A 25,178-nucleotide genomic window follows, 5' to 3' on the forward strand; every position below is an offset into this window, starting at 1 on the left:
GATCAGATTCCTTGCTCGCTGAGCCACAGGTTCAGCGCCGCCAGTTGCCATAGTCGCGAACCGCGCAACGGCGTGAGTTGCCCGTTGGGGTCGGTGAGCAGGCGGTCGAGCATGGCTGGGTTGAACAGGCCGCGATCCTGGCTCGGATCCAGCAGCAGTTCGCGAACCCAGGCCAGGGTGTCGCCTTCCAGGTGCTTGAGGCCCGGCACCGGGAAATAGCCTTTCTTGCGGTCGATCACTTCGCTGGGAATCACCCGTCGGGCGGCTTCCTTGAGCACCTGCTTGCCGCCATCGGGCAACTTGAATTTCGCCGGGACCCGGGCCGAGAGTTCCACCAGGCGATAGTCGAGGAACGGTGTGCGCGCTTCCAGGCCCCAGGCCATGGTCATGTTGTCGACGCGCTTGACCGGGTCGTCCACCAGCATCACGGTGCTGTCCAGGCGCAGGGCCTTGTCCACCGCGGCATCGGCGCCGGGTTGGGCGAAATGCTCCTTGACGAAGTCCCCGGCCGCGTCGTTGGCCGTCAACCAGTTGGGCTGCACAGTGGCGGCATATTCTGCGTAACTGCGGTCGAAGAATGCCGCGCGATAGGCGGCGTACGGATCGCTGGCGCCATCGACCTGCGGGTACCAGTGATAACCGGCGAACAGCTCATCCGCGCCTTGGCCGCTTTGCACCACTTTGCAATGCTTGGCGACTTCCCGCGACAGTAGGTAGAAGGCGATGCAGTCGTGGCTGACCATCGGCTCGCTCATGGCGCGGAACGCGGCGGGCAGTTGCTCGATGATCTCTTTTTCGTCGATGCGCAGTTGGTGGTGGCGAGTGCCGTAGTGCTTGGCGATCAGGTCCGAATATTGGAATTCGTCACCGCGCTCGCCGCCGGCGTCCTGGAAGCCGATGGAGAATGTCGACAAGTCCTCGACGCCGACTTCCCGCAACAGGCCCACCAACATACTTGAGTCGACGCCGCCGGACAGCAGCACGCCGACGTCGACGGCGGCGCGCTGGCGAATGGCAACCGCTTCGCGGGTGCTGTCGAGAACGCGATCGATCCAGTCTTCCAGATTCAGGTGCTGTTCGTCGGCGCGAGGGCCGTAGGGCAGGGTCCACCAGGTTTTCTGCTCGGTGGTGCCGTCGGCTTCGATGCGCATCCAGGTGGCGGGCGGCAGTTTTTCAACACCGGCCAGCAAGGTGCGGGGCGCCGGGACCACCGCGTGGAAATTCAGGTAATGGTTGAGGGCCACCGGATCGAGCATCGGATTGATGTCGCCGCCCTTGAGCAGCGCCGGCAATGCCGAGGCGAAGCGCAGGCGCTGGCCGGTGCGCGACAGGTACAGCGGCTTGACGCCGAGGCGGTCGCGGGCGATGAACAGCCGCTTGGCATCACGCTCCCAAATGGCGAAGGCGAACATGCCGTTGAGTTTGGGCAGCAGCGCTTCGCCCCAGGCGTGGTAACCCTTGAGCAGCACTTCGGTGTCGCCACCGGAATAGAAGGTGTAGCCCAGGCCTTCCAGCTCGGTGCGAAGCTCCGGGTAGTTGTAGATCGCGCCGTTGAAAGCCAGCGACAGGCCCAATTGATTGTCGATCATCGGCTGGGCCGAGCCGTCCGACAGGTCCATGATTTTCAGGCGTCGGTGGCCGAGGGCAATCGGTCCCTGGCTATGAAAACCCCAGGCATCAGGGCCGCGAGGGGCCAGGTGATGGGTGATTCGCTCTACGGCCGCAAGGTCCGCAGGTTGTTGATCGAAACGTAACTCTCCAGCTAATCCGCACATAAGTCCTTACCGGTGTTTCCGTTGGGGAGGGGTCAAGCAGCACGCGCCGAAAGGGCGGGTACTCTGAAACTGACCGGAGGGATTGCTGTGAGTTTTAGATCAATGCGTTATAAGCCGGCGGGGTGGGGCCCGTTTGGTCTGCTGCATGACTGAAGAATAGAGCGAAACCTGTGGGAGCGAGCCTGCTCGCGATTGCGGTAGATCAGTTGGTATCTAAGCGACTGACACACCGCAATCGCGAGCAGGCTCGCTCCCACAGTTGATTTTCATCGACCGCAGAAATGATGCGTCTGGCACAGGCTCTTTGTGGGAGTGGGCTTGCTCGCGATGGCGGTGGATCAGTCGGCATCTTAATTGGCTGACACATCGCTATCGCGAGCAAGCTCAGCTCCCACAGGATTTGTGGCGGGTCATCCATCTGTGTCAGGTCTTGCCCCGAATCAAGGCCCGCAACGCGAACCGGTTCGGATGGCAGGCCTCGGCCACGCTGCGGGGCAGCGGCAGGGGTTCGTTGTCCAGCCAGGCGGCGATCAGTTCGCCCGACAGGGGCCCGGTGATCAGGCCGCGGGAACCGTGGCCGCTGTTGATGTACAGGCCATCGAGCCATGGGCAGGGGGCGTCCGGCACTTGGCGCGCATCTTTGCCCAGGGCAGCGTAGGCCTCGGTGAAGGCCTGGCGCCCGGCCAGCGGTCCGACAATCGGCAGGTAATCGGGGCTGGTGCAACGAAACGCCGCGCGGCCTTCGAGGTGGTGCGGGTCCAGGGTGCCAGCATCCAGGCGCTCCACCAGGTCGTGGGAGATCTCTTCGAGCATCTGCAGATTGCCGGCATGCTCGGCAGCGGTGGGGGTCAGGTCGTCGCTGTTGAAATCGAAACTGGCGCCCAGGGTATGTTCGCCCAGCCGCGGCGGCGCCACATATCCTTCGGCGCAGACCACCGTCGCCAGGCTCTGGCTGCGGCGGGTTTGCGGCAACCGCGTGATCTGCCCGCGAATGCGCTTGAGCGGCAAACCAGCGGCAGGTTCGAAGCGTTTGATCTCGGCAGCGCTGGCGAGGATCACCACTGGCGCACTGGCCAGGCAGCGTTCGCCGTCCCATGCCGACCATTGGCCGTCGACTCGGCGCAGGTGCAGCACGTCATGATGGGGTCGCACATCAATTGCCGGCCCCGAGGCTTGCCAGCGACACAGCGCCGGCGGATGCACCCAACCGCCTTCGGGATAAAACAAGCCGCCACAGGCCAGGCCGATGCCGGCGCGAACCTGGGCCTCGGACTGATCCAGTGAATGCAGCAAGTCCGCTGGGAACGCCTCGGCCAGTTGCGCCTGGCGCTCGGCTTCCTTGCTGTTGAAGGCCAGTTGCAAGACGCCGCAGGCATCCCAGTCAACGCCGCGTTGCAGTTGCTCCAGCACGCGTCGGGTGTAGCCGAAGCCGCTGAGGATCATCTGCGACAACGCCGTGCCATGGGCCGACAATTTGAGGTACAGCACGCCTTGGGGATTGCCGGACGCTTCCTCGGCCAACCCGGCATGACGCTCCAGCAGCGTCACCTGCCAACCACGGGCGGCGAGGCTCGCCGCGCTGGCGCACCCGGCCAGGCCGCCGCCGATGACCAAGGCCCGACGCTCGCCGGTGGGCGGCAAGGGGCGGGCGTACCAGGGTTTTGCCAGGGACGGCGCGGGTGTCTGCTCGGGCCAGCCAAGAAACACGCCGCGCAGGATTTCCCATTTATGGCCAATGCCCGGTGTGCGCTTCATCTTGAAGCCCGCCGCGTTCAGCAACCGCCGAACCCAACCGGTGCTGGTGAAGGTACTGAGGGTAGCGCCGGGTGCGGCCAGCCGGGCCAGTTCGGCGAACAGCTCGGCGGTCCACATCTCGGGGTTCCTGGCTGGGGCAAAGCCGTCGAGGAACCAGGCATCGATCTGCCCGTCCAACTGCGGCAACTGCTCCAGGGCATCGCCGATCAACAAGGTCAGCGTCACCCGGCCATTGGCCAGGACCAGGCGCTGGAAACCCTGGTGGATCGCCACGTACTGCTCAAGCAATTGTTCCGCTTGAAGGCTCAGTTGCGGCCACAGGGCAAGGGCCCGGCGCAAGTCTTCGGGGCTCAGGGGATACTTCTCGACGCTGACGAAGTGCAGCCGAGCGCCTGCTGGCGCGCACTGTTCGAACAATTGCCAGGCGCAGAGAAAATTCAAGCCGGTGCCAAACCCGGTTTCGCCGATCACCAGCCGCCCGCCAGCGGCCAGCGCAGCGAAGCGCTCGGCCAGGTTGTTCTGCTCGAGGAACACATAACGGGTTTCATCCAGGCCCGACTGATCGGAAAAATACACATCGTCGAACACCCGCGAACGCGGGCGCCCCTGATCATCCCAGTCGAGTTGGGCGTGTTGCTGGATGGGCGTCATGGCAGGCTCGGTCAAAACTGAGCGGCCATTCTAGCCGATCGGTATCGGCTTGCTTGACCCATCGCAACAGAGCGCGCATCTGAATGGAATCTGCTGCACAGGGCCGCATCCAATCCGCTAGTCTTGAGCCATCCCCGGAAGGAGCTGCCCATGTTTGAATCCGCTGAAATCGGCCATGTGATCGATAAAGACACCTTTGAGGCCGAGGTGCCCGCCCTGCGTGAAGCGCTGTTGGAAGCGCAGTTCGAGTTGCAGCAGCAGGGCCGGTTTCCGGTCATCGTGTTGATCAACGGCATCGAAGGCGCGGGCAAGGGCGAGACGGTGAAGTTGCTCAATGAATGGATGGACCCACGGCTGATCGAAGTGCGCACCTTCGACCAGCAGACTGACGAGGAATTGGCGCGGCCTCCCGCGTGGCGCTATTGGCGGATGCTGCCGGCCAAAGGGCGCATGGGGATTTTCTTCGGCAACTGGTACAGCCAGATGCTCCAGGGCCGGGTCCATGGCGAATTCAAGGACCCACGACTCGACCAGGCGATCGCCGGTGCCGAGCGCCTGGAAAAAATGCTCTGCGATGAAGGCGCGCTGATCTTCAAGTTCTGGTTCCACCTCTCCAAGAAGCAGATGAAGGCCCGACTCAAGGGGCTCAAGGATGACCCGCTGCACAGTTGGCGCATCAGCCCGCTGGATTGGCAGCAATCCCAGACCTACGACAAGTTCGTCAAATACGGTGAGCGGGTGCTGCGCCGTACCAGCCGCGATTACGCGCCATGGCACGTGATCGAAGGCATGGACAGCTGTTATCGCAGCCTCACCGTCGGGCGGATCCTGCTCGACGGTTTGCGCCAGGCCTTGGACCGGTCGAAAATCAAGCCGCAAAAGGTCAGCGTGGCGCCGCTGCCCGAGCTGGACGGCCAGGTCACGCTGCTCGACAGCCTGGACATGACCCGGCGCCTGGACAAGGCCGACTACGAAGAACAATTGATCACCGAGCAGGCGCGGTTCGCCGGCCTGCTGCGGGACAAACGCATGCGCCAACATGCCCTGGTGGCGGTGTTCGAAGGCAATGACGCGGCGGGCAAGGGTGGAGCGATCCGGCGGGTCGCGGCGGCCCTGGACCCACGCCAATACAGCATCGTGCCGATTGCCGCGCCCACGGAAGAAGAGCGCGCCCACCCCTACATGTGGCGGTTCTGGCGGCATATCCCCGCGCGCGGCAAGTTCACCATGTTCGACCGCTCCTGGTACGGCCGGGTGCTGGTGGAGCGGGTCGAAGGTTTTTGCAGCCAAGCCGACTGGCTGCGGGCCTACGGGGAAATCAACGACTTCGAGGAGCAGATCGCCGACGCCGGCGTGGTGGTGGTCAAGTTCTGGCTGGCCATCGACAAGGAAACCCAGCTGGAGCGGTTCCAGGAGCGCGAGGAAATCCCGTTCAAGCGTTTCAAGATCACCGAGGATGACTGGCGCAACCGCGACAAGTGGGACGCCTACCGCGCCGCAGTGTGCGACATGGTCGACCGCACCAGCACCGAGATTTCCCCCTGGACCTTGGTGGAGGCCAACGACAAGCGCTGGGCGCGGGTCAAGGTACTGCGCACCCTTAACCAGGCATTGGAGGCGGCTTTCGAGCGCAGCGCAAAACAGGCTCGCAAGAAGAAGCGCTAGGGCGATGGGTACGCATACGCGAGGTGAATGATTGTCGCGGTCGGTTATCCAGTGGATCTATGCTCGATTCACTCTCAACCGACCAGAACAATGAGGTACAGCCATGCGTGAAGTGGTGATCGTCGACAGCGTACGGACCGGCCTGGCCAAGTCCTTTCGTGGCAAGTTCAACATGACCCGTCCAGACGACATGGCGGCCCATTGTGTCGATGCCTTGTTGGCGCGCAACGACATCAACCCGGCCAGCGTCGAGGATTGCATCGTCGGGGCCGGCTCCAATGAGGGCGCCCAGGGCTACAACATCGGGCGCAACGTGGCGGTGCTCTCGCGATTGGGCATTGGCACGGCCGGGATGACCCTCAACCGCTTCTGTTCCTCGGGCCTGCAAGCCATTGCCATCGCCGCCAACCAGATCGCTTCCGGTTGCAGCGACATCATTGTGGCGGGCGGTGTGGAATCCATCAGCCTGACGATGAAAAGCGTCAATACCGACAACCTGATCAACCCACTGCTCAAGGAGCAAGTGCCCGGGATTTATTTTCCCATGGGCCAGACAGCGGAGATCGTCGCTCGCCGTTACCAGGTCAGCCGCGAGGAGCAGGACCGCTACGCCTTGCAGAGCCAGCAACGCACCGCCAAGGCCCAGGCGGCGGGATTGTTCGATGATGAAATCATCCCGATGGCGGTCAAGTACCGGGTCGAGGACAAGCAGACCGGTGCGGTGCAGATTCTTGAAGGCGTGGTCGATCATGACGATTGCAACCGCCCGGACACCACCTATGAAAGCCTGGCGGGCCTGAAGCCGGTGTTCGCCGAAGACGGTTCGGTGACGGCGGGCAACTCGTCGCAGTTGTCCGACGGCGCCTCGATGACCTTGGTCATGAGCCTGGAAAAGGCCTTGGCGCTGGGGCTCAAGCCCAAGGCGTTTTTCCGTGGTTTCGCCGTGGCCGGTTGCGAGCCGGACGAAATGGGCATCGGCCCGGTATTTTCAGTTCCCAAGCTGCTCAAGGCCAAGGGCTTGCAGATCGCCGATATCGACCTGTGGGAACTCAACGAGGCGTTTGCTTCCCAGTGCCTGTACAGCCGCAACCGGCTGGAAATCGATCCAGAGAAATACAACGTCAACGGCGGCTCGATCTCCATCGGCCATCCGTTCGGCATGACCGGTTCCCGGCAAGTCGGGCATCTGGTGCGTGAGTTGCAACGGCGCAACCTGCGCTACGGCATCGTGACCATGTGTGTGGGCGGCGGTATGGGGGCTACGGGGTTGTTCGAGGCGGTGAGATAACCGCAAAAAGTATGCTTGCACAGAGCTTTTGTGGCGAGGGAGCTTGCTCCCGCTCGGCTGCGAAGCAGGCGCCAAACTGTCGATGCGGTTTATTGAATGGGGCAGGGGGCCGCTTCGCGACCCAGCGGGAGCAAGCTCCCTCGCCACAGGAGTACGGCGCTAGCTGGCGACCTGAGTCAGTTGCAGCATCCGCTGTACATACGCTTCCACCTCCCGCAACGCCTCCTCGCGATTGGCGAACGGCCCTTCCTGGGTGCCTTCCCGGGTGTTGAAGTAAAATTCGCCGTTGATGCGGCAAATCCGGTCACTGGGAAAGACCATCGCAGGGGCGAGGTCCTGGGCGCGTTTGCCAAGCATGAGGGGCTCCAAAAGGGGCGGCGGGATCAGGTTGAGTGAAGTTTAGAGGCTGGCGTGAACCGCTGCTTGGCCAGCCGATAGGCGGCCATGTGCCATGTCGGTATTGATTCAATTAATCCGCAACTGTTCCTGTGTCGCTGGGCGAATAGATGCCTAGAATGGGCGTTCTTTGTCCTGGGCTTCGAGGGTTGCATGCACATATCGTCCGGTCGCTGGGTCTACGGCTTGTTCCTCGCCCTGTTGACGGCCCTGCTCTGGGGAATCCTGCCGATCAAGCTCAAGCAAGTGCTGCAAGTGATGGACCCGGTTACCGTGACCTGGTTTCGCTTGCTGGTGTCCGGCGGTTTGCTGTTCATTTATTTGGCGGCGACCCGGCGCCTGCCCAGTCGCAAGGTCCTCGGCCCACGCGGCGGCTGGCTGGTGGCGATGGCGGTGCTCGGGCTGGTGGGCAACTACGTGTTGTACCTGATGGGCCTGAACCGCTTGAGCCCCGGCACCGCGCAATTGGTGGTGCAGATGGGGCCGATCATGTTGCTGGTCGCCAGCCTGTTTGTGTTCAAGGAGCGGTTCAGCGTGGGGCAGGGCATTGGCCTGCTGGTGCTGCTGATCGGTTTCACGCTGTTTTTCAACCAGCGCTTGGGCGAGTTGCTGACGTCCCTGAGCGAATACACCGCCGGGGTGTTGATGGTGTTGTTGGCATCGACGGTCTGGACGTTCTACGCCCTGGGCCAGAAGCAATTGTTGACGGTGTGGAATTCGCTGCAGGTGATGATGGTGATCTACCTGTTTTGCGCGCTGCTGCTCACGCCCTGGGTGCATCCGTTGGAGGCGCTGCAATTGAGCCCGCTGCAAGGCTGGTTGTTGCTCGCCTGCTGCCTCAATACCTTGATTGCCTATGGCGCGTTTGCCGAAGCCCTGGCCCATTGGGAAGCGTCGCGGGTCAGCGCGACCCTGGCGATCACGCCGCTGGTGACCTTCGCCGCAGTGGCGATGGCGGCCTGGTGGTGGCCTGATTATGTCCATGCCGAGCAGATCAACCTGCTGGGCTATGGCGGGGCGGTGCTGGTAGTGCTGGGTTCGGCGCTGGTCGCCCTGGGCCCCTCGTTGATCGCCGGGCTCAAGGCCCGACGCGAGCGTTTGGCTGTCGGGCGTTAAACCGCGTTATCGTTCTTCGCGAGCAAGCCCGCTCCCACAGGGCATCTATGTGAGCCGTAATATTGCATACACTGAAGATCCATTGTGGGAGCGGGCTTGCTCGCGAAAGCGGCTTGGCAGGCGATAAGGATGTCGAGCCTGCCGGCCTCATCGCGAGCAGGCTCGCTCCCACAGGGGGGATGGCGTTAGCCCTGGCTACCGGCCTCCAACATATTCTCCGGCCTCACCCAGGCATCGAATTCTTCATCGGTCAGGTACCCCAGTTGCAGCGCCGCCTCGCGCAAGGTCAGCCCTTCGCCGTAGGCTTTCTTGGCGATTTCCGCTGACTTGTCGTAGCCGATATGCGGGTTCAGTGCGGTCACCAGCATCAACCCACGTTCCAGGTGCGCGGCCATCTGCTCGGCGTCCGGTTCGAGACCGGCGATGCAGTGCTGCTGGAAGTTGCTGCAGCCGTCGGCCAGCAGGCGTATCGACTGCAGCAGGTTGTGGATGATCACCGGTTTGAACACGTTCAACTGCAAATGCCCCTGGCTGGCGGCAAAACCAATGGTCACGTCGTTGCCCATGACCTGGCAGGCCAGCATCGACAAGGCTTCGCACTGGGTCGGGTTGACCTTGCCAGGCATGATGGAACTGCCCGGTTCGTTGGCTGGCAATTTCACCTCGGCGAAGCCGGCCCGGGGGCCAGAGCCCAGCAGACGCAGGTCGTTGGCGATTTTCATCAGGGTCACGGCGAGGGTCTTCAGGGCGCCGGACAAGGAAGTCAGGGGTTCATGGCCGGCCAGCGCGGCGAACTTGTTCGGTGCGGTGACGAACGGCAGGCCCGAGAGCGCCGCCAGTTCAGCGGCAATCGCTTCGCCGAAACCATGGGGTGAATTGAGGCCGGTGCCCACGGCTGTGCCGCCCTGGGCCAGTTCGCAGACGGCCGGAAGCGCGGCGCGGATCGCCCGTTCGGCATAATCGAGCTGGGCAATGAACGCCGACAGCTCCTGGCCAAAGGTGATTGGCGTGGCATCCATCATGTGGGTGCGGCCGGTCTTGACCAGCTTCATGTGGCGCGCCGCCAGTTCCGCGAGGCCGCCGGAGAGTTCGCTGATGGCCGGCAGCAATTGCTGATGGACAGCCTGGGCGGCGGCGATGTGCATGGCGGTGGGGAAGCAGTCGTTGGAACTCTGCGAGCGGTTGACGTGGTCGTTGGGGTGCACCGGGCTCTTGCCGCCGCGGGGGTTGCCGGCCAGTTCGTTGGCGCGCCCGGCGATCACCTCGTTGACGTTCATGTTGCTCTGGGTCCCGCTGCCGGTCTGCCAGACCACCAGCGGGAATTGGTCGTCGTGCTGGCCGGCGAGCACTTCGTCGGCGGCCTGTTCGATCAGGCGGGCGATGTCGGCGGGGAGGTCGCCATTGCGATCATTGACCCGCGCGGCGGCCTTCTTGATCAGTGCCAGGGCATGCAGCACCGACAGCGGCATGCGTTCGTTGCCAATGGCGAAGTTGATCATGGAACGCTGCGTCTGGGCTCCCCAGTAGGCCTCATCCGGGACTTCAACCTGGCCAAGGCTGTCGGTTTCGATACGGCTCATCGGGTCAAACTCCTTAAAGGCTGAATGCGCAGTTTAGGCCCAGATGGGCGGCACCGGTTCCCTCAATCATCGCTCAATCCAGGAGCGGTGTGTTCGCTCCGTCAATCGGACCCGACAAGCATCGGGGTTGAGGCCCGGCGTTTTTTAGGCGCAGAATGGTCGCCCTTGGGGTTTTACCTCGCCTGTAAACAAAGGAAACTCGATGACCCGTCTTCGTGCCATCTGTACCGCAGTTGCTCTGGTGTGTGCCAGCGGCCCTGTTTTCGCCGATACCGCCAGCCACAACGCCAGCGCCGAAGCGTTCCTGACCCTGGCGCACGCTGACAAACTGGGCACTCCGGTGTACATGCAAGTGCAGCAAATGTTTGCCCAGCGCTTTGAACAGACCAAGGCCCCTGAGTCGAAAAAAGCCACCCTGGAAACCTATCAGGCCAAGGCCAATGCCGCGCTGGACCAAGCCATTGGCTGGAACAAGCTCAAGCCCGACATGGTCAAGCTCTACACCAGCAACTTCAACGAGTCGGAGCTCAAGGACCTGGTGGCTTTCTACCAATCGCCATTGGGCAAGAAAGTCCTGGAAAAAATGCCACAGCTGACTCAGCAATCGGCCCAGCTGACCCAGGCCAAGCTTGAAAGCGCGGTGCCGGTGGTCAACAAGCTGCTGGCCGACATGACGGCCGAGCTCGAGCCAAAAGCCGCTGCCCCAGCCAAGAAAAAGCCGTAAGCGGAGCCCGGTATGAGCATGCAACAACGCATCGAATCGACACTCGGGCTCTTGCAGCCCGAGCACTTGCAAGTGCTGGATGAAAGCCACATGCACAGCCGTGGCCTGCAGACGCATTTCAAGGCCGTGGTGGTCAGCCAGCAGTTCGAAGGCCTCAATCGCGTCAAGCGCCACCAGAAGGTCTACGGCACGCTGGGCGAGCTGATGGGTGAGTTCCATGCGTTGGCGCTGCACACCTACACCCCCGAAGAATGGGCGCAGATCGACGCGGCCCCGGCTTCGCCGACGTGTGCCGGTGGCAGCAAGCACTGAGCGGGCAACCTGTTATGGCCAGGAAGCTTTTGTGGCGAGGGAGCTTGCTCCCGCTGGGCTGCGAAGCGGCCCCCAAGCCAATCACACGCGTCGTGTCAGGCTGATCCCAATCAGTTTTTTGGGGCTGCTGCGCAACCCAGCGGGAGCAAGCTCCCTCGCCACACAGGCTCTCGCTCCTAAAACCACATTGTTTTTGTTAGAATCCGCAACGCGCCGCTCACCCGGCGCGTTTTTTTTCGCATCCGGTTCACCCTTTACGAGGGTAGCCACCTGGAGAAACACCCATGACACAACCCATTGTCGTGGCGGCACTGTATAAGTTCGTCACCCTTGAAGATTACGTCGAGCTGCGTGAGCCCCTGCTCAAGGCCATGCTTGATAACGGCATCAAAGGCACGCTGCTGATCGCCGAGGAAGGCATCAACGGCACGGTCTCCGGCACCCGTGAAGGCATCGACGGGTTGATGGCCTGGCTCAAGAACGATCCGCGCATGGACGACATCGACCATAAAGAGTCGTACTGCGACGAGCAGCCGTTCTACCGCACCAAGGTCAAGCTCAAGAAAGAAATCGTCACCCTCGGCGTCGAAGGCGTGGACCCGAACAAGCAGGTCGGCACGTACGTCGAGCCACAAGACTGGAACGCGTTGATCAGCGATCCGCAAGTGCTGTTGATCGACACCCGCAACGATTACGAAGTGTCCATCGGCACCTTCGAAGGCGCCATCGACCCCAAGACCACCAGCTTTCGCGAGTTCCCCGAGTACATCAAGGCCAACTTCGACCCGGCCAGGCACAAGAAAGTCGCGATGTTCTGCACCGGCGGCATTCGTTGTGAAAAGGCTTCCAGCTACATGCTGGGCCAAGGCTTCGACGAGGTCTATCACCTCAAGGGCGGCATCCTGAAATACCTCGAAGAGGTGCCTCAGGAGGAAACCAAGTGGCGCGGCGACTGCTTCGTGTTCGATAACCGCGTGACCGTTCGCCACGACCTCAGCGAAGGGGACTACGATCAATGTCACGCTTGTCGTACGCCGGTGAGCGTCGAAGACCGCGCCTCGGAGCATTACGTGCCTGGCATCAGTTGCCCGCATTGCTGGGATAAGCTGAGCGAGAAAACCCGTCGCAGCGCCATCGACCGGCAGAAGCAGATCGAGTTGGCCAAGGCGCGGAACATGCCGCACCCGATCGGCTACAACTATAAGCAAACATCTTCCGAGGCTTGAACCATGGCGTCACGCCTGCTCTACGTGATGGACCCGATGTGCTCCTGGTGCTGGGGCTTTGCACCGGTGGCCGAGGCATTGGTCGAGCAGGCGCAGGCCGCGGGCGTGGAATTGCACCTGGTGGTGGGCGGTTTGCGCACCGGCAGTGGTTCGGCGCTGGAGCCGACCACCCGGCGCTACATTCTTGAGCATTGGCAGGCGGTGACCCAGGCCACCGGCCAGCCCTTCAAGCTTGAAGGGGCGCTGCCGGACGGTTTCGTCTACGACACCGAACCAGCCTGCCGGGCATTGGTGACGGCCCGCAGCCTCGCCCCGGACTTGGCCTGGAAGCTGGTGAAGCTGATCCAGCAGGCCTTTTATGTGCAAGGCCGCGACGTCACCCACGCCAGCGTCCTGGTGGAGCTGGCCGAACAGGCCGGGTTGCCACGCATCGAATTCGCTGCCGCTTTTGACCGCGCCGACCAACACGCGGCCACCGCGGCGGATTTCACCTGGGTACAGGACCTGGGCATCGCCGGGTTCCCCACGCTGTTGGCTGAGCGCGACGGCCAACTGGCCTTGCTGACCAACGGTTATCAGCCCCTGGGCCAGTTGTCGCCGTTGCTGGGCCGATGGCTGGAGCGCGCGACCTGTGCCTGAGCGGCCGCCAGACCCATCGGCCTCGCGGCGCATCGATCGGTTGAGCTGGGCGGAAATCCGTCGCCTGGCCCTCACCCATAAAAAAGCCCTGTGGATCGCCAACGGCGTGGCCGTGCTGGCGACGCTGTGCAGCGTGCCGATCCCGTTGTTGTTGCCGCTGTTGGTGGACGAAGTCCTGCTGGGGCACGGCGATGCGGCCTTGAACGTCATGAACCATGCATTGCCAACGGCGTGGCAGAGCGCTGCTGGCTATATCGGGCTGATGTTGCTGGCGACCCTGGCCCTGCGCTGCGGCGCCTTGCTGTTCAACGTGCTGCAGGCGCGCTTGTTCGCCAGGCTGGCCAAGGACCTCGTCTACCGCATTCGCATCCGTCTGATCGAACGTCTCAAGCGAATCTCCCTGGGCGAGTACGAAAGCCTGGGCAGCGGCACGGTGGCGGCCCACTTGGTCACCGACCTGGACACCCTCGACAAATTCATCGGCGAAACCCTCAGCCGTTTCCTGGTGGCGATGCTGACCTTGGTGGGCACCGCCGGGATCCTGGTGTGGATGCATTGGAAACTGGCGCTGCTGATCCTGCTGTTCAACCCGCTGGTGATCTACGCCACGGTACAGTTGGGCAAGCGGGTCAAGCACCTCAAGAAACTGGAGAACGACAGCACCTCGCGCTTTACCCAGGCCTTGACCGAAACCCTGGACGCCATCCAGGAAGTGCGCGCCGGCAACCGCCAGGGCCATTTCCTTGGGCGCTTGGGAATGCGCGCCAAGGAAGTCCGCGATTATGCCGTGAACTCGCAGTGGAAAACCGACGCCTCGAACCGCGCCAGTGGTTTGCTGTTCCAGTTCGGCATCGATATTTTTCGCGCGGCGGCCATGCTCACCGTGGTGTTTTCCGACCTGTCCATCGGCCAGATGCTGGCGGTGTTCAGCTACCTCTGGTTCATGATCGGTCCGGTCGAGCAGTTGTTGAATTTGCAGTACGCTTTTTACGCCGCCGGCGGCGCCTTGAACCGCATCAATGAACTGCTGGCCCGGGCCGACGAGCCGCAGTACACCGGCGTCGTCGATCCGTTCAAGGGCCGTGACACCGTGGGCATCGAGATCCAAGGGTTGAGTTTCGGTTACGGCGAGGAGTTGGTGCTCGACCAATTGAACCTGTCCATCTCTGCGGGGGAAAAAGTCGCCATCGTCGGGGCCAGTGGCGGCGGCAAGAGCACTCTGGTGCAGTTGCTGCTCGGGCTGTACACGCCGCAGTCGGGCAGCATTCGTTTCGGCGGCGCCACGCAGCAGGAGGTTGGCCTGGAAACCATTCGCGAGAACGTCGCTGTGGTGCTTCAGCATCCGGCGTTGTTCAACGACACGGTGCGGGCTAACTTGACCATGGGCCGTGAACGCAGCGACGAGGCCTGCTGGCAGGCGCTGGAAATCGCCCAACTCGACGCCACGGTACGGGCGCTGCCCCTGGGCCTGGAAAGCATCGTTGGGCGTTCCGGGGTACGGTTGTCCGGCGGGCAGCGCCAACGGCTGGCCATTGCCCGCATGGTATTGGCCAATCCTCGGGTGGTGATTCTCGACGAAGCCACCTCGGCCCTGGACGCGGCCACCGAGTACAACCTGCACCAGGCCCTGGCGCGTTTTTTGAGCGCGCGTACCACCCTGATCATCGCCCACCGGCTCTCGGCGGTGAAGCAGGCTGATCGGGTATTGGTGTTCGACGGTGGGCGAATCGCCGAAGACGGCGACCATTTGCAACTGATTGCCGAAGGGGGCCTGTACGCTCGGCTCTACGGTCATTTGCAACAAATACAGCAGCCTTGAGTTTCCGGCGGTTTTCTGCGCTTAGTATCGGAAAAAAAGCAGGCAAACCCGCTGTTTTTCCCAAATTCCACGCAAAGTCTGTCGATCTGTTCATCCATTCATTCGATGGGTCGAAAACTAGCCTAGGCTATTGAGTCAGGAGTGGAATTCTGGCGGGTGTTCGTCCGCAATACCTGTGTGCAAGGGACCTCATGAAGCAAAAGCAGACTCTCGGAACACCACGGCTGCTGGGTATCGTCTGGCCCTTTATCGCCGTTGTGCTATTTCAGGCATTGCTCGGCGGCGTCAGCCTATACGTATTGTCTGCGGTTCGCGGCTATGTGGCGGGGGAGAGTCTCTGGTCCAAGGGGCAGAAAGACGCCATCTATTACCTCAACCTCTACGCCGACAGCCGCGATGAGGCGATTTTCCGAAAATTTCAGCAGGCCATCGCCGTGCCCGAGGGCGGCCACGAATTGCGGGTGGCGCTGGACCGTGAGCCGCCGGACCTGGAGGCCGCACGGGCCGGCATCCTCAAGGGCGGCAATCACCCGGACGATGTGTCCAGCCTGATCTGGCTTTATTTGAATTTCCGTCACTTCAGTTACTTGGAAGAAGCCATCGATCTCTGGACGGTGGGCGACGGCTACCTGATCGAATTGAATAACGTCGCCCGGCAGATGCACGGCAGCATCGCCGCGGGCCAGGCCTCGGAGGTGGACATCCGCGGCTGGAAGGCCCAGATCTTTGCGATCAACGATTCCGTGACCCCGGCTGCCAAGGCGTTCAGCGACGCACTGGGCGAGGGCTCGCGTTTCATCCTGCGGCTTCTGCTGGTGACCAATTTCGCCACCGCCCTGGGGCTGATCGTCCTGGCGCTGTTGCGTACCCATAAGTTGCTGGCCCAGCGGCAGGTGTTCGCCAATGCGCTGCAGATGGAGAAAGAACGAGCGCAGATCACCCTGCAATCCATTGGCGATGGGGTGATCACCACCGACGTGGAAGGGGCCATCGCCTACATGAACCCCGCTGCCGAAGCGATGACCCATTGGAAGGCCGAACACGCCACGGGCTTGCCCTTGGCCGCGCTGTTCAATTTGCTCGATGACAATGCCCAGACCGAAGGGCTGACCTTGATCGAGCACATCCTCAGCGGTCGACTCAGTGGCGCCAGCGAACATTCGAAACTGATCCAGCGCCTGGATGGCAGCACGGTCTCGGTCACCCTGGTGGGCGCGCCGATCCGCCATGCTGGCAAGGTCAGCGGCGCCGTGCTGGTGCTGCATGACATGACCCAGGAGCGGCAATACATCGCCAACCTGTCGTGGCAGGCCACCCACGACGCCCTGACCGGCCTGGCCAACCGCCGGGAATTCGAGTATCGCCTCGAGCAGGCCCTGCACAACCTCACTCGCCAGGTCGGTCGTCATGCCTTGATGTTTCTCGACCTGGACCAGTTCAAGCTGGTTAACGACACCTGCGGCCACGCGGCGGGAGACGAGTTGTTGCGGCATATCTGTGCCTTGTTGCAATCAGGGCTGCGGGAAAACGACACCCTGGCCCGGTTGGGCGGCGATGAGTTCGGGATCCTGCTGGAGAACTGTTCGCCGGAGGCTGCGGAAAAGATTGCCGAAGGGCTGCGCCAGACCGTGCAGAACCTGCATTTTGTCTGGAAGGGCCGGCCGTTCGTGACCACCGTGAGCATTGGCCTGGTGCACATCGCCCAGACCCCGACGACCCTGGAGGCATCCCTGCGGGCCGCCGACATGGCCTGTTATATGGCCAAGGAAAAGGGGCGCAACCGGGTCCAGGTCTATCATGCCGACGACTCGGAGTTGTCCCTGCGTTTTGGCGAGATGGCCTGGGTCCAGCGCCTGCACATGGCTTTGGAGGAAAACCGCTTTTGCCTGTACGCCCAGGAAATCGCCGCGCTGGGCCCGGGCGATCATGGTGGCGGGCACATAGAAATCCTGCTGCGCCTGCATGACGAAGCCGGGCGGATGATCCTGCCGGACAGCTTCATTCCCGCGGCGGAACGCTACGGGCTGATGACATCCCTGGATCGTTGGGTAGTGGAAAACGTCTTCAAGATCATCCGCCAGTGCCTGAATGAATCGCGACAGGGGCCCATGGCGATGTGTGCGATTAATCTGTCAGGCACAACTATCGGAGATCAGGCGTTCCTCGACTTCCTGCGTAAACAGTTCGCCGCCTACTCGATCCCGCCGGAAATGATTTGTTTTGAAATTACAGAAACCAGCGCTATTTCGAATCTCGGCAGTGCGATCCGTTTTATCAATGAACTCAAGAGCTTGGGATGTTATTTCTCGCTGGATGACTTTTGCGCCGGAATGTCTTCATTCGCTTACCTGAAACATTTACCTGTAGACTTCTTGAAGATCGACGGGAGTTTCGTAAAGGATATGCTGGACGACCCGATTAACCGTGCAATGGTCGAAGTGATCAATCACATCGGTCACGTCATGGGTAAGCGCACGATTGCCGAGTTTGTAGAAACCGCCCAGATCGAGCAGGCATTGTTGGAGATTGGGGTGGACTACGCTCAGGGGTATGTGATCGAACGCCCGCAATTGTTTACCTGCGACACGTTGCAATGTCGGCCGGCCCGGCCCCAGCCGTTGTTATTCAAGGCCCCCGGCACGTTCCGCTGAAACGCTTGTTGATCCGAGAAAATCACAATCAAAAGGAGCCCGACAGTGATCGACACATTCAACCGAACAGGCCCGCTCATGGACGCCACAAGCTATCCGAAATGGGCACAGCAGCTCATTACCGATTGCAGCGAGAGCAAGCGCCGGGTTGTCGAACACGAACTGTATCAGCGCATGCGCGACAACAAGCTCAGCGCCAAGACCATGCGCCACTACCTCATTGGTGGTTGGCCGGTCGTTGAACAGTTCGCTTTATACATGGCACAGAACCTCACCAAGACCCGCTTTGCCCGCCATCCTGGCGAGGACATGGCGCGTCGCTGGCTGATGCGCAACATTCGTGTCGAACTCAACCATGCCGATTATTGGGTCAACTGGAGCGCCGCCCACGGCGTGACCCTGGAAGACCTGCAGGCCCAGCAGGTACCGCCTGAGCTTCATGCCTTGAGCCACTGGTGCTGGCACACCAGTTCCTCGGACGCGTTGATCGTGGCCATCGCCGCGACCAACTACGCCATCGAGGGTGCCACGGGAGAGTGGTCGGCGCTGGTGTGTTCCACCGGTGTCTATGCGGCCGCCTTCGCCGAGGAAGACCGCAAGCGGGCCATGAAATGGCTCAAGATGCATGCCCAGTACGACGATGCCCATCCTTGGGAAGCCTTGGAAATCATCTGTACGCTGGCGGGGATGAACCCGAGCAAAGCCCTGCAGACGGAGCTGCGCCAGGCCGTTTGCAAGAGCTATGACTACATGTATCTGTTCCTGGAGCGTTGCATGCAACTGGAACAGTCGGAGACGGTGAGTAAGTCGTCATCCCCCCGCGAGCGCCTGGCATTGGCCGGGAGCTGATTACTACCACTACAGATAGCCACAACCTGTGGGAGCGAGCCTGCTCGCGAAGCGGTCTGACAGTCGACGGGGAGGTTGGCTGCAAGGACGCTATCGCGAGCAGGCTCGCTCCCACAGTTGTTTGGGTGAGTGCTGGCCTGTGATCGCCGCAAGACCTTGTGGGAGCGAGCCTGCTCGCGAAGCGGTCTGCCAGTCGACGGGGAGGTTGACTGCTAGGCCGCTTTCGCGAGCAGGCTCGCTCCCACAGTTGTTTTGGATGAGCGCTGTCTTGAATCGCCTTAAACCTTGTGGGAGCGGGCTTGCTCGCGAAGACTCTGGCACATGCAACATAGTCGTAGGCTGACCCACCGCTTTCGCGAGCAAGCCCGCTCCCACAGATATTTCGATATTCTTTGCTGCCGATACTTGTCAGCCGGCCATCGCCAGTCGATTGCGACCCTCGCGCTTGGCCACGTACAGCGCGCTGTCGACCCTGCGCAGCAGGCTCTCCGAGGATTCCCCCGGTAGCAGGGTGGCGCAGCCCAGGCTGACGGTCAGCTCGATCCGGGTGCCAGCGGCGAAGTAATCCTGGGCCTGGGCGGCATAACGCAGCCGTTCGCCGACCATGGCTGCCGCATCCCGGCTGGTATTGGCCAGCAGGATCAGAAATTCTTCACCGCCGAACCTGAACACCATGTCCACGTTGCGCAGTTGGCCCTTGATCGACTCGGCCACGGCCTTGAGCACTTCGTCACCGACGCCGTGACCATGGTTGTCGTTGATGCGCTTGAAATGATCGATATCGAGCATCAGCACTGACAAGGGCTGCGAATGACGCTTGGCCATGTCGATTTCCCGCATCAGGGTCTGGTCCATGGCGATGCGGTTGCCAGTAGCGGTCAGTGGATCTCGCAGGGCGCTACGGGTGGCGGCGCGGTAGAGCAGCGCGTTGCGCAGCGGATACAGCAGCGTCGACATGATGGATTCGAGATCGCTCTGTTCCGCCTCGATGAAACGCTGGTTGCGGCGGAATACCAGTTCCCCCAGCTGTTCGCCTTCATGGCTGAGGTTGTAGCTGAGGGTGTGATGCCCTCGTTGCCCGAACTCCAGGCGCAGGTCACTGGCTTTGTGCTGATAGGCCAACGCATCCAGGGGAACCAGTCGCTGAATTTCGCGGAAAAACAGGCCCAGGATGCGCTGTGGCTCCAGGCTGGTCTGCAATTGCTGGCTCAGTTGTTGGCGCAATTGCGACAGACTGACAGAGCGTGCCGCAAGCGGCGATGGCTGGGCCAGGCCCAGGCGCTGCAATTTGGCGCTGTCGAAGTCGATCGCGTTGATCTGGGTGGGCGTTTTCATATGGCGTTAGCCCCTAAGCTAAATCTGTCCCGCAGGTTGGGTGTGGCGACTTTGGGCTGCGCGTCGTACTGGTCCATCAGTCCCGTAGGACAACTGATTTGAGTTTAGTCCGCTTTCCATGGCAGGCATAAGTCTCGTCTCAACGTCCATTACCTGCCGAACATGGCATGTTTGAAGAGGTTAGAGCGAAAGTCGTGCCATTCGGTTCATTTCAGTAAAAACCGATGAGGAATCAATGGATTGAAAACAGCTCGCGATAAGCTTCGGCGACGTGGGCTTGGCGGTTCGCCTGGTTTGGCATGGATCAGGGCCGGTGTCGCGACGGTAAATCGTCGCGCCGCCGGCTCGGGTCGTTATTGCGCGTTGAACGCCTGGCCGTTGACGCCGGTGCTGTCCGGGCCCATGAGGTACAGGTAGACCGGCATGATCGCTTCGGGCGTTGGATTGTTGAGCGGGTTTTCTCCCGGATAGGCCTGGGCACGCATGCTGGTGCGGGTGGCACCGGGGTTGATACTGTTGGCGCGCACCGGGGCGACGGTATCGACTTCGTCGGCCAGGGTCTGCATCAGCCCCTCGGTGGCGAATTTGGATACACCATAGGCGCCCCAGTAGGCCCGGCCCTTGCGGCCGACGCTGCTGGACGTGAACACCACCGACGCGTCCTTGGACAGCTTGAGCAGGGGCAGCAAGGTGCTGGTGAGCATGAACATCGCATTGACGTTGACGTGCATCACCCGCATGAAGTTCTCACCGGACAACTGTTCCAGTGGCGTACGTGGGCCGATGATCGAGGCGTTGTGCAGCAGGCCGTCCAGGTGACCGAACTCGGTTTCGATCATCGCCGCCAGTTCATCGTATTGATGCGGCAGGGCGGTTTCGAGGTTGAACGGGATCACCGCCGGCTGCGGGTGACCGGCCGCTTCGATTTCATCGTAGACCTGGGTCAGGTTGGCTTCGGTCTTGCCCAGCAGCAGGACGGTGGCACCGTGGGCGGCGTAGGCTTTCGCAGCAGCGGCACCGATCCCGCGACCGGCGCCGGTGACCAGGATCACCCGGCCATTGAGCAGATCGGGGCGGGCGGAATAATCAAACATAAAAAAACCTCAACAAAATAAAGCGGCACGTTACCGTTTGTGCAGAGCAGTCATGGCCAGTGAGCTTGGTGAGCTTGGTGAGCTTTTGTGGCGAGGGAGCTTGCTCCCGCTGGACCGCGAAGCGGTCCCCAGGCGACGGCTTCGCCGCCGGACGGGAGCAAGCACCCTCGCCACAAAAGCGACATCAGCTCAGCAACTGCACAGCGCGTTATCCAGCACTTCACGCAGGGCCAATGGGTGATCGATCACCACATCCGCGCCCCAATGCTTGGGGTTGTCGTCCGGGTGAATGTAGCCATAGGTCACCGCGCAGGTCTTGGTGCCGGCGCTGCGGCCGGACTCGATGTCCCGCAGGTCATCGCCCACGAACAGCACGCTGGCCGGGTCCAGGTCGAGCATTTTGCACGCCAGGGTCAGCGGTTCCGGGTCCGGCTTGCTGTTTTTCACGTGGTCAGGGCAGATCAACACTTTCGAGCGCTCGGCCAGGCCCAGTTGCTGCATGATCGGTTCGGCGAAACGCACCGGCTTGTTGGTGACCACGCCCCAGATCAGGTTGGCCGCTTCGATATCGGCCAGCACCTCGGCCATGCCGTCGAACAGGTGGCTGTGGACCGCGCACCCCTTGAGGTAGCGGTCGAGGAATTCCTGGCGCAGTTCCTCGAACCCCGGTGATTCCGGGTCCATGGAAAAGGTCACCGCGACCATCGCCCGGGCGCCGCCGGAAATCTCGTCGCGTATGTGCTGGGTGTTCATCGGTGGCAAGCCACGGTCGGCGCGCATGGCCTGGCAGATGGCGATGAAGTCTGGCGCGGTGTCGAGCAGCGTGCCGTCCATGTCGAAGAGAACCGCTTTGAGACGCATCGACTTATTCCTCGCGCAAGGTCTGGATCATGTAGTTGACGTCAACGTCGGCGGCCAGCTTGTAGTGCTTGGTCAGCGGGTTGTAGGTCAGGCCGATGATGTCCTTGACCGTCAGCCCGGCCGCGCGGCTCCAAGCGCCCAGTTCGGAAGGGCGGATGAATTTCTTGAAGTCGTGGGTGCCCCGTGGCAACAGCTTCATGATGTATTCGGCACCGATGATGGCGAACAGGTAGGCCTTTGGGTTGCGGTTGATGGTGGAGAAGAACACCTGCCCACCCGGCTTGACCATGCGGAAGCAGGCGCGGATGACCGAGGACGGGTCTGGCACGTGCTCGAGCATTTCCAGGCAGGTGACCACGTCGAATTGGCCGGGCATTTCTTCGGCCAGGGCTTCGGCGGTGATCTGCCGGTATTCCACGCTGACGCCGGATTCCAACTGATGCAGTTGCGCCACCGCCAGCGGGGCTTCGCCCATGTCGATCCCCATCACCGTTGCACCGCGCTGGGCCATGGCTTCGCTGAGGATGCCGCCGCCGCAACCGACGTCGAGGACTTTCTTGCCGGCCAGGTTGACCCGTTCGTCAATCCAGTTGACCCGCAGCGGGTTGATGTCGTGCAGCGGTTTGAATTCGCTTTCACGGTCCCACCAGCGATGGGCCAGGGCTTCGAATTTGGCGATTTCGGCGTGGTCGACGTTGCTCATGTGCAGATCCTCGAAAAGCTTGAAAAATCAGGTGCCCCGAGCCGTGGCTCAAGGGGCGTGGTCATTCGTTGTGGCCGCTGATGCGGCGACCCCAGGCCTGGGCCGTGGCGATCAGTGTCGGTTCGTCCATCCGGGTCAGCCGGCCATCCTCCAATAACGGCTTGCCGCCTACCCACAGGTGTCTGACGCAATCGCGACCGGTGGCATAAATCAACTGCGACACCGGGTCGTAGATCGGTTGCTGGGCCAGGCCCGACAAATCGAAAGCCACCAGGTCGGCGGCCTTGCCGACTTCCAGGGAGCCGACGGTCGTTTCGATGCCCAGCGCCCGGGCGCCATTGAGCGTGGCCATGCGCAGGGCCCGATGGGCATCCAGGGCCGTGGCCGAACCGGCGACGGCCTTGGCCAGCAGGGCGGCGGTGCGGGTTTCGCCGAGCAGGTCAAGGTCGTTGTTGCTCGCCGCGCCATCGGTGCCAAGGGCGACATTGACGCCGGCCTGCCACAGGCGTTCCACCGGACAGAAACCGCTGGCCAGCTTCAGGTTCGACTCCGGGCAGTGGATCACGCTGCAATTGCTTTCTACCAGCAAGGCCTGGTCTTCGTCGCTGATTTGAGTCATGTGCACGGCTTGGAAGCGTGGCCCCAGCAGGCCCAGGCGCCCGAGGCGAGCCATCGGTCGCTCACCGGTGTTATCCACAGCCTGCTGCACTTCGAAGGCGGTTTCGTGAACGTGCATATGAATGGCCGCGTCCAGTTCCTCGGCGATCACGCGGATTTTCTCCAGGTTCTCATCGCCCACCGTGTAAGGGGCGTGCGGGCCGAATGCGACTTTGATCCGCGGGTGGTGCTTGAGGTCGCCAAATAATTCGATGCCCTGACGAATGGCGTCGTCGGCGCTGGCGGCACCGGGGATCGGGAAGTCGAGGACCGGAATGGCGATTTGCGCGCGAATCCCGCTGTCGTGGACGCGCTCGCTGGCGATCTTGGGGTAGAAATACATGTCGGAGAAGCAGGTGATGCCGCCCTTGATCTGTTCGGCGATCGCCAGGTCGGTGCCGTCGCGCACGAAATCCTCATCGACCCATTTGGCCTCGGCCGGCCAGATGTGCTGTTCCAGCCAGGTCATCAAGGGCAGGTCGTCGGCCAAGCCACGGAACAAGGTCATGGCCGCGTGGCCGTGGGCGTTGACCAGACCGGGGCTGAGCAGCATGCCGGGTAGCTCACGGACTTCGGTTGCGTCACATTTCAGGGCTTCTGCCCGTGGGCCGATGAACACGATGCAGCCGTCGCGGATGCCCAGGCCATGATCCTTGAGCACTACACCGGCGGGTTCGACAGGCACCAACCAGGTCGGCAGCAATAATAAGTCGAGCGCAACGGCAGGCTTGGGCATCGTGGAACGGTTCCATGGGGTATAAAGGATGGCGAAGTATACCCGAGCGTCTTCGCGGAGGGATCGCTATAATCGGCGGCTTTTGTTCATGAGTACGGGGTGAAGGATGCGCGATCGACTATTGGCTGCGGAGAAGGTGAAGGCCATCGATTGGCGTGATGGCGTCCTGTACCTGCTGGACCAGCGTAGCCTGCCGTTCGAGGAGAACTGGATCGCCTGCACCCGTGTCGCCGACGTGGCCGAGGCTATTGGCTCGATGGTCGTGCGCGGCGCGCCGGTCATCGGCATCAGCGCGGCGTATGGCGTTGTGCTGGCGGCGCGGGCCAGGATGGCCGAGGGCGGCGATTGGCAGGCGGCGCTGGAGGCCGATTTTGCCTTGCTGACCGAGGCCCGGCCGACGGCGGCGAACCTGTTCTGGGCGCTGGATCGGATGCGTGACCGGCTGGGGCGCTTGAAAGGGCATGCCGAGCCGCTGGCGGTATTAGAGGCCGAAGCCATCGCCATCCACGAGAGTGATCGCGAAGCCAACCTGACCATGGCCCAGCTGGGTGTCGACCTGATCCGCAAGCACCAGGGCAACGCCCAGGCCATCCTCACCCACTGCAACACCGGCGCCCTGGCCACCGGCGGTTTCGGCACGGCCTTGGGGGTCATCCGGGGTGCCTATATCGAAGGCATGGTGGAGCGCGTCTATGCCGACGAAACCCGGCCGTGGCTGCAAGGTTCGCGCCTGACGGCGTGGGAATTGGCTCGTGAGGGCATTCCGGTGACCCTCAACGCCGACTCGGCCGCTGCCCACATCATGAAAACCAAGGGAGTGACTTGGGTGGTCGTCGGTGCCGATTGCATCGCCGCCAATGGTGACGTGGCGAACAAGATCGGCACTTATCAGCTGGCAGTCTGTGCCATGCACCATGGCGTGCGCTTCATGGTGGTGGCGCCGAGTTCGATCGTCGACCTGAGCCTGGCCAGCGGTGACGACATTCCGATGGAAGAGCGCGACAGGCGCGAACTGCTGGAAGTCGGTGGCAAGGGGCTCGGCGCGGATATCGACGCCTTCAACCCGGTATTCGATGTCACGCCGGCGGATTTGATCGATGTGATTGTGACCGAGAAGGGCATCATCGAGCGTCCGGACACCGCGAAGCTGGCGCAGTTGATGTGCCGCAAGCGGTTGCATTGAAGATTGGGGCTGCCTGATCCATTGCCTTCGCGAGCAAGCCCGCTCCCACAGTGGAATGTGTTGAGCTGACATATCAGGCGTACAAAAATCCCCTGTGGGAGCGGGCTTGCTCGCGAATAGGCCTTTAAGGCAACAAATTCCTTGCATTTACGCCCTGATTCTC

The 25,178-nt window shown here is 62.0% G+C and carries 20 protein-coding genes; 11 read left to right on the forward strand and 9 right to left on the reverse strand.

Annotated features, from left to right (window positions below; all coding sequences use genetic code 11):
- Positions 1–2 precede the first annotated feature (2 nt).
- Both HU715_RS03250 and mnmC read right to left on the reverse strand, forming a co-directional pair.
- Positions 3–1,775, reverse strand: coding sequence for an N-acetylglutaminylglutamine amidotransferase (locus tag HU715_RS03250; RefSeq protein ID WP_186704701.1), 1,773 nt, complete (start codon positions 1,773–1,775; stop codon positions 3–5).
- A gap of 423 nt (positions 1,776–2,198) precedes the next feature.
- A complete protein-coding gene (mnmC, locus tag HU715_RS03255) occupies positions 2,199–4,181 on the reverse strand; it encodes a bifunctional tRNA (5-methylaminomethyl-2-thiouridine)(34)-methyltransferase MnmC2/FAD-dependent 5-carboxymethylaminomethyl-2-thiouridine(34) oxidoreductase MnmC1 (RefSeq protein ID WP_186704702.1) in 1,983 nt (660 codons plus the stop codon).
- 150 nt (positions 4,182–4,331) lie between these two features.
- Here mnmC and pap point away from each other — a divergent pair, with 150 nt between their 5' ends.
- Complete coding sequence (pap, locus tag HU715_RS03260) at positions 4,332–5,846, forward strand: polyphosphate:AMP phosphotransferase (RefSeq protein ID WP_186704703.1); 1,515 nt, start codon at positions 4,332–4,334, stop codon at positions 5,844–5,846.
- A 103-nt stretch (positions 5,847–5,949) separates the two neighbouring features.
- On the forward strand, positions 5,950–7,134 hold the full coding sequence (locus HU715_RS03265; protein ID WP_186704704.1) for a thiolase family protein: 1,185 nt from the start codon (positions 5,950–5,952) through the stop codon (positions 7,132–7,134).
- Positions 7,135–7,293: 159 nt separating this feature from the next.
- Here the strand turns inward: HU715_RS03265 and HU715_RS03270 are convergent, their stop codons facing one another.
- Positions 7,294–7,491: a DUF6316 family protein gene (locus tag HU715_RS03270; protein ID WP_186704705.1), complete on the reverse strand. Its 198-nt coding sequence runs from the start codon at positions 7,489–7,491 to the stop codon at positions 7,294–7,296.
- Positions 7,492–7,683: 192 nt separating this feature from the next.
- Between HU715_RS03270 and HU715_RS03275 the strand changes: the two genes are divergently transcribed.
- Entirely contained in the window at positions 7,684–8,646 is a 963-nt protein-coding gene (locus HU715_RS03275; protein WP_186704706.1) for a DMT family transporter, read from the forward strand.
- A 185-nt stretch (positions 8,647–8,831) separates the two neighbouring features.
- Here HU715_RS03275 and HU715_RS03280 read toward each other — a convergent pair whose 3' ends face one another.
- The gene (locus HU715_RS03280; RefSeq protein WP_186704707.1) at positions 8,832–10,226 is read right to left on the reverse strand and encodes a class II fumarate hydratase; all 1,395 of its coding nucleotides are present in this window, start codon (positions 10,224–10,226) and stop codon (positions 8,832–8,834) included.
- A gap of 202 nt (positions 10,227–10,428) precedes the next feature.
- On the opposite strand from HU715_RS03280, the gene HU715_RS03285 reads away from it, so the two are divergent.
- The 7 genes from HU715_RS03285 (at position 10,429) to HU715_RS03315 (ending at position 18,446) form a co-directional block, all read left to right on the forward strand.
- Positions 10,429–10,950: a DUF2059 domain-containing protein gene (locus HU715_RS03285; RefSeq protein WP_092167494.1), complete on the forward strand. Its 522-nt coding sequence runs from the start codon at positions 10,429–10,431 to the stop codon at positions 10,948–10,950.
- Positions 10,951–10,962: 12 nt separating this feature from the next.
- A complete protein-coding gene (locus tag HU715_RS03290) occupies positions 10,963–11,262 on the forward strand; it encodes a BolA family protein (RefSeq protein WP_014337210.1) in 300 nt (99 codons plus the stop codon).
- A 284-nt stretch (positions 11,263–11,546) separates the two neighbouring features.
- Positions 11,547–12,488: an oxygen-dependent tRNA uridine(34) hydroxylase TrhO gene (trhO, locus tag HU715_RS03295; RefSeq protein ID WP_186704708.1), complete on the forward strand. Its 942-nt coding sequence runs from the start codon at positions 11,547–11,549 to the stop codon at positions 12,486–12,488.
- Between the two features lie 36 nt (positions 12,489–12,524).
- Entirely contained in the window at positions 12,525–13,127 is a 603-nt protein-coding gene (locus HU715_RS03300) for a DsbA family protein (protein WP_186704752.1), read from the forward strand.
- Positions 13,120–14,946, forward strand: coding sequence for an ATP-binding cassette domain-containing protein (locus HU715_RS03305; protein WP_186704709.1), 1,827 nt, complete (start codon positions 13,120–13,122; stop codon positions 14,944–14,946). Before HU715_RS03300 ends, HU715_RS03305 begins: the two co-directional genes overlap by 8 nt.
- A 191-nt stretch (positions 14,947–15,137) precedes the next feature.
- Positions 15,138–17,597, forward strand: a complete 2,460-nt coding sequence (locus HU715_RS03310; RefSeq protein WP_186704710.1) for an EAL domain-containing protein — start codon at positions 15,138–15,140, stop codon at positions 17,595–17,597.
- Between the two features lie 78 nt (positions 17,598–17,675).
- On the forward strand, positions 17,676–18,446 hold the full coding sequence (locus HU715_RS03315; protein WP_189656065.1) for an iron-containing redox enzyme family protein: 771 nt from the start codon (positions 17,676–17,678) through the stop codon (positions 18,444–18,446).
- Between the two features lie 408 nt (positions 18,447–18,854).
- Here the strand turns inward: HU715_RS03315 and HU715_RS03320 are convergent, their stop codons facing one another.
- From HU715_RS03320 to HU715_RS03340, 5 genes are all read right to left on the reverse strand, one after another.
- Complete coding sequence (locus tag HU715_RS03320) at positions 18,855–19,781, reverse strand: GGDEF domain-containing protein (RefSeq protein WP_186704712.1); 927 nt, start codon at positions 19,779–19,781, stop codon at positions 18,855–18,857.
- Positions 19,782–20,134: 353 nt separating this feature from the next.
- A complete protein-coding gene (locus tag HU715_RS03325) occupies positions 20,135–20,875 on the reverse strand; it encodes a YciK family oxidoreductase (protein ID WP_186704713.1) in 741 nt (246 codons plus the stop codon).
- A gap of 189 nt (positions 20,876–21,064) precedes the next feature.
- Positions 21,065–21,736, reverse strand: a complete 672-nt coding sequence (gene mupP / locus HU715_RS03330) for an N-acetylmuramic acid 6-phosphate phosphatase MupP (RefSeq protein WP_186704714.1) — start codon at positions 21,734–21,736, stop codon at positions 21,065–21,067.
- Between the two features lie 4 nt (positions 21,737–21,740).
- Positions 21,741–22,439 carry a bifunctional 2-polyprenyl-6-hydroxyphenol methylase/3-demethylubiquinol 3-O-methyltransferase UbiG gene (ubiG, locus tag HU715_RS03335; RefSeq protein ID WP_063322361.1) on the reverse strand — a complete coding sequence of 233 codons (699 nt, stop codon included), beginning with the start codon at positions 22,437–22,439 and terminating at the stop codon, positions 21,741–21,743.
- Positions 22,440–22,500: 61 nt separating this feature from the next.
- Positions 22,501–23,832 (reverse strand): TRZ/ATZ family hydrolase, encoded by a 1,332-nt coding sequence (locus HU715_RS03340; protein ID WP_186704715.1) that lies wholly within the window; start codon positions 23,830–23,832, stop codon positions 22,501–22,503.
- Positions 23,833–23,938: 106 nt separating this feature from the next.
- Here HU715_RS03340 and mtnA point away from each other — a divergent pair, with 106 nt between their 5' ends.
- A complete protein-coding gene (gene mtnA, locus HU715_RS03345; RefSeq protein WP_186704716.1) occupies positions 23,939–25,015 on the forward strand; it encodes an S-methyl-5-thioribose-1-phosphate isomerase in 1,077 nt (358 codons plus the stop codon).
- Positions 25,016–25,178: the final 163 nt, after the last annotated feature.

Source organism: Pseudomonas zanjanensis (assembly GCF_014268745.2).
Classification (GTDB): Bacteria; Pseudomonadota; Gammaproteobacteria; order Pseudomonadales; family Pseudomonadaceae; genus Aquipseudomonas; species Aquipseudomonas zanjanensis.

What these genes read in the sequence shown, in the direction of transcription:
- HU715_RS03280 (WP_186704707.1), bottom strand. Translation starts at nt 10,226, where the DNA reads ATGAGCCGTATCGAAACCGACAGCCTTGGCCAGGTTGAAGTCCCGGAT.
- HU715_RS03275 (WP_186704706.1), top strand. Translation starts at nt 7,684, where the DNA reads ATGCACATATCGTCCGGTCGCTGGGTCTACGGCTTGTTCCTCGCCCTG.
- HU715_RS03290 (WP_014337210.1), top strand. Translation starts at nt 10,963, where the DNA reads ATGAGCATGCAACAACGCATCGAATCGACACTCGGGCTCTTGCAGCCC.
- HU715_RS03285 (WP_092167494.1), top strand. Translation starts at nt 10,429, where the DNA reads ATGACCCGTCTTCGTGCCATCTGTACCGCAGTTGCTCTGGTGTGTGCC.
- mtnA (WP_186704716.1), top strand. Translation starts at nt 23,939, where the DNA reads ATGCGCGATCGACTATTGGCTGCGGAGAAGGTGAAGGCCATCGATTGG.
- HU715_RS03325 (WP_186704713.1), bottom strand. Translation starts at nt 20,875, where the DNA reads ATGTTTGATTATTCCGCCCGCCCCGATCTGCTCAATGGCCGGGTGATC.
- HU715_RS03320 (WP_186704712.1), bottom strand. Translation starts at nt 19,781, where the DNA reads ATGAAAACGCCCACCCAGATCAACGCGATCGACTTCGACAGCGCCAAA.
- mnmC (WP_186704702.1), bottom strand. Translation starts at nt 4,181, where the DNA reads ATGACGCCCATCCAGCAACACGCCCAACTCGACTGGGATGATCAGGGG.
- HU715_RS03250 (WP_186704701.1), bottom strand. Translation starts at nt 1,775, where the DNA reads ATGTGCGGATTAGCTGGAGAGTTACGTTTCGATCAACAACCTGCGGAC.
- trhO (WP_186704708.1), top strand. Translation starts at nt 11,547, where the DNA reads ATGACACAACCCATTGTCGTGGCGGCACTGTATAAGTTCGTCACCCTT.
- HU715_RS03270 (WP_186704705.1), bottom strand. Translation starts at nt 7,491, where the DNA reads ATGCTTGGCAAACGCGCCCAGGACCTCGCCCCTGCGATGGTCTTTCCC.
- HU715_RS03265 (WP_186704704.1), top strand. Translation starts at nt 5,950, where the DNA reads ATGCGTGAAGTGGTGATCGTCGACAGCGTACGGACCGGCCTGGCCAAG.
- mupP (WP_186704714.1), bottom strand. Translation starts at nt 21,736, where the DNA reads ATGCGTCTCAAAGCGGTTCTCTTCGACATGGACGGCACGCTGCTCGAC.
- ubiG (WP_063322361.1), bottom strand. Translation starts at nt 22,439, where the DNA reads ATGAGCAACGTCGACCACGCCGAAATCGCCAAATTCGAAGCCCTGGCC.
- HU715_RS03315 (WP_189656065.1), top strand. Translation starts at nt 17,676, where the DNA reads ATGGACGCCACAAGCTATCCGAAATGGGCACAGCAGCTCATTACCGAT.
- pap (WP_186704703.1), top strand. Translation starts at nt 4,332, where the DNA reads ATGTTTGAATCCGCTGAAATCGGCCATGTGATCGATAAAGACACCTTT.
- HU715_RS03310 (WP_186704710.1), top strand. Translation starts at nt 15,138, where the DNA reads ATGAAGCAAAAGCAGACTCTCGGAACACCACGGCTGCTGGGTATCGTC.
- HU715_RS03340 (WP_186704715.1), bottom strand. Translation starts at nt 23,832, where the DNA reads ATGCCCAAGCCTGCCGTTGCGCTCGACTTATTATTGCTGCCGACCTGG.
- HU715_RS03300 (WP_186704752.1), top strand. Translation starts at nt 12,525, where the DNA reads ATGTGCTCCTGGTGCTGGGGCTTTGCACCGGTGGCCGAGGCATTGGTC.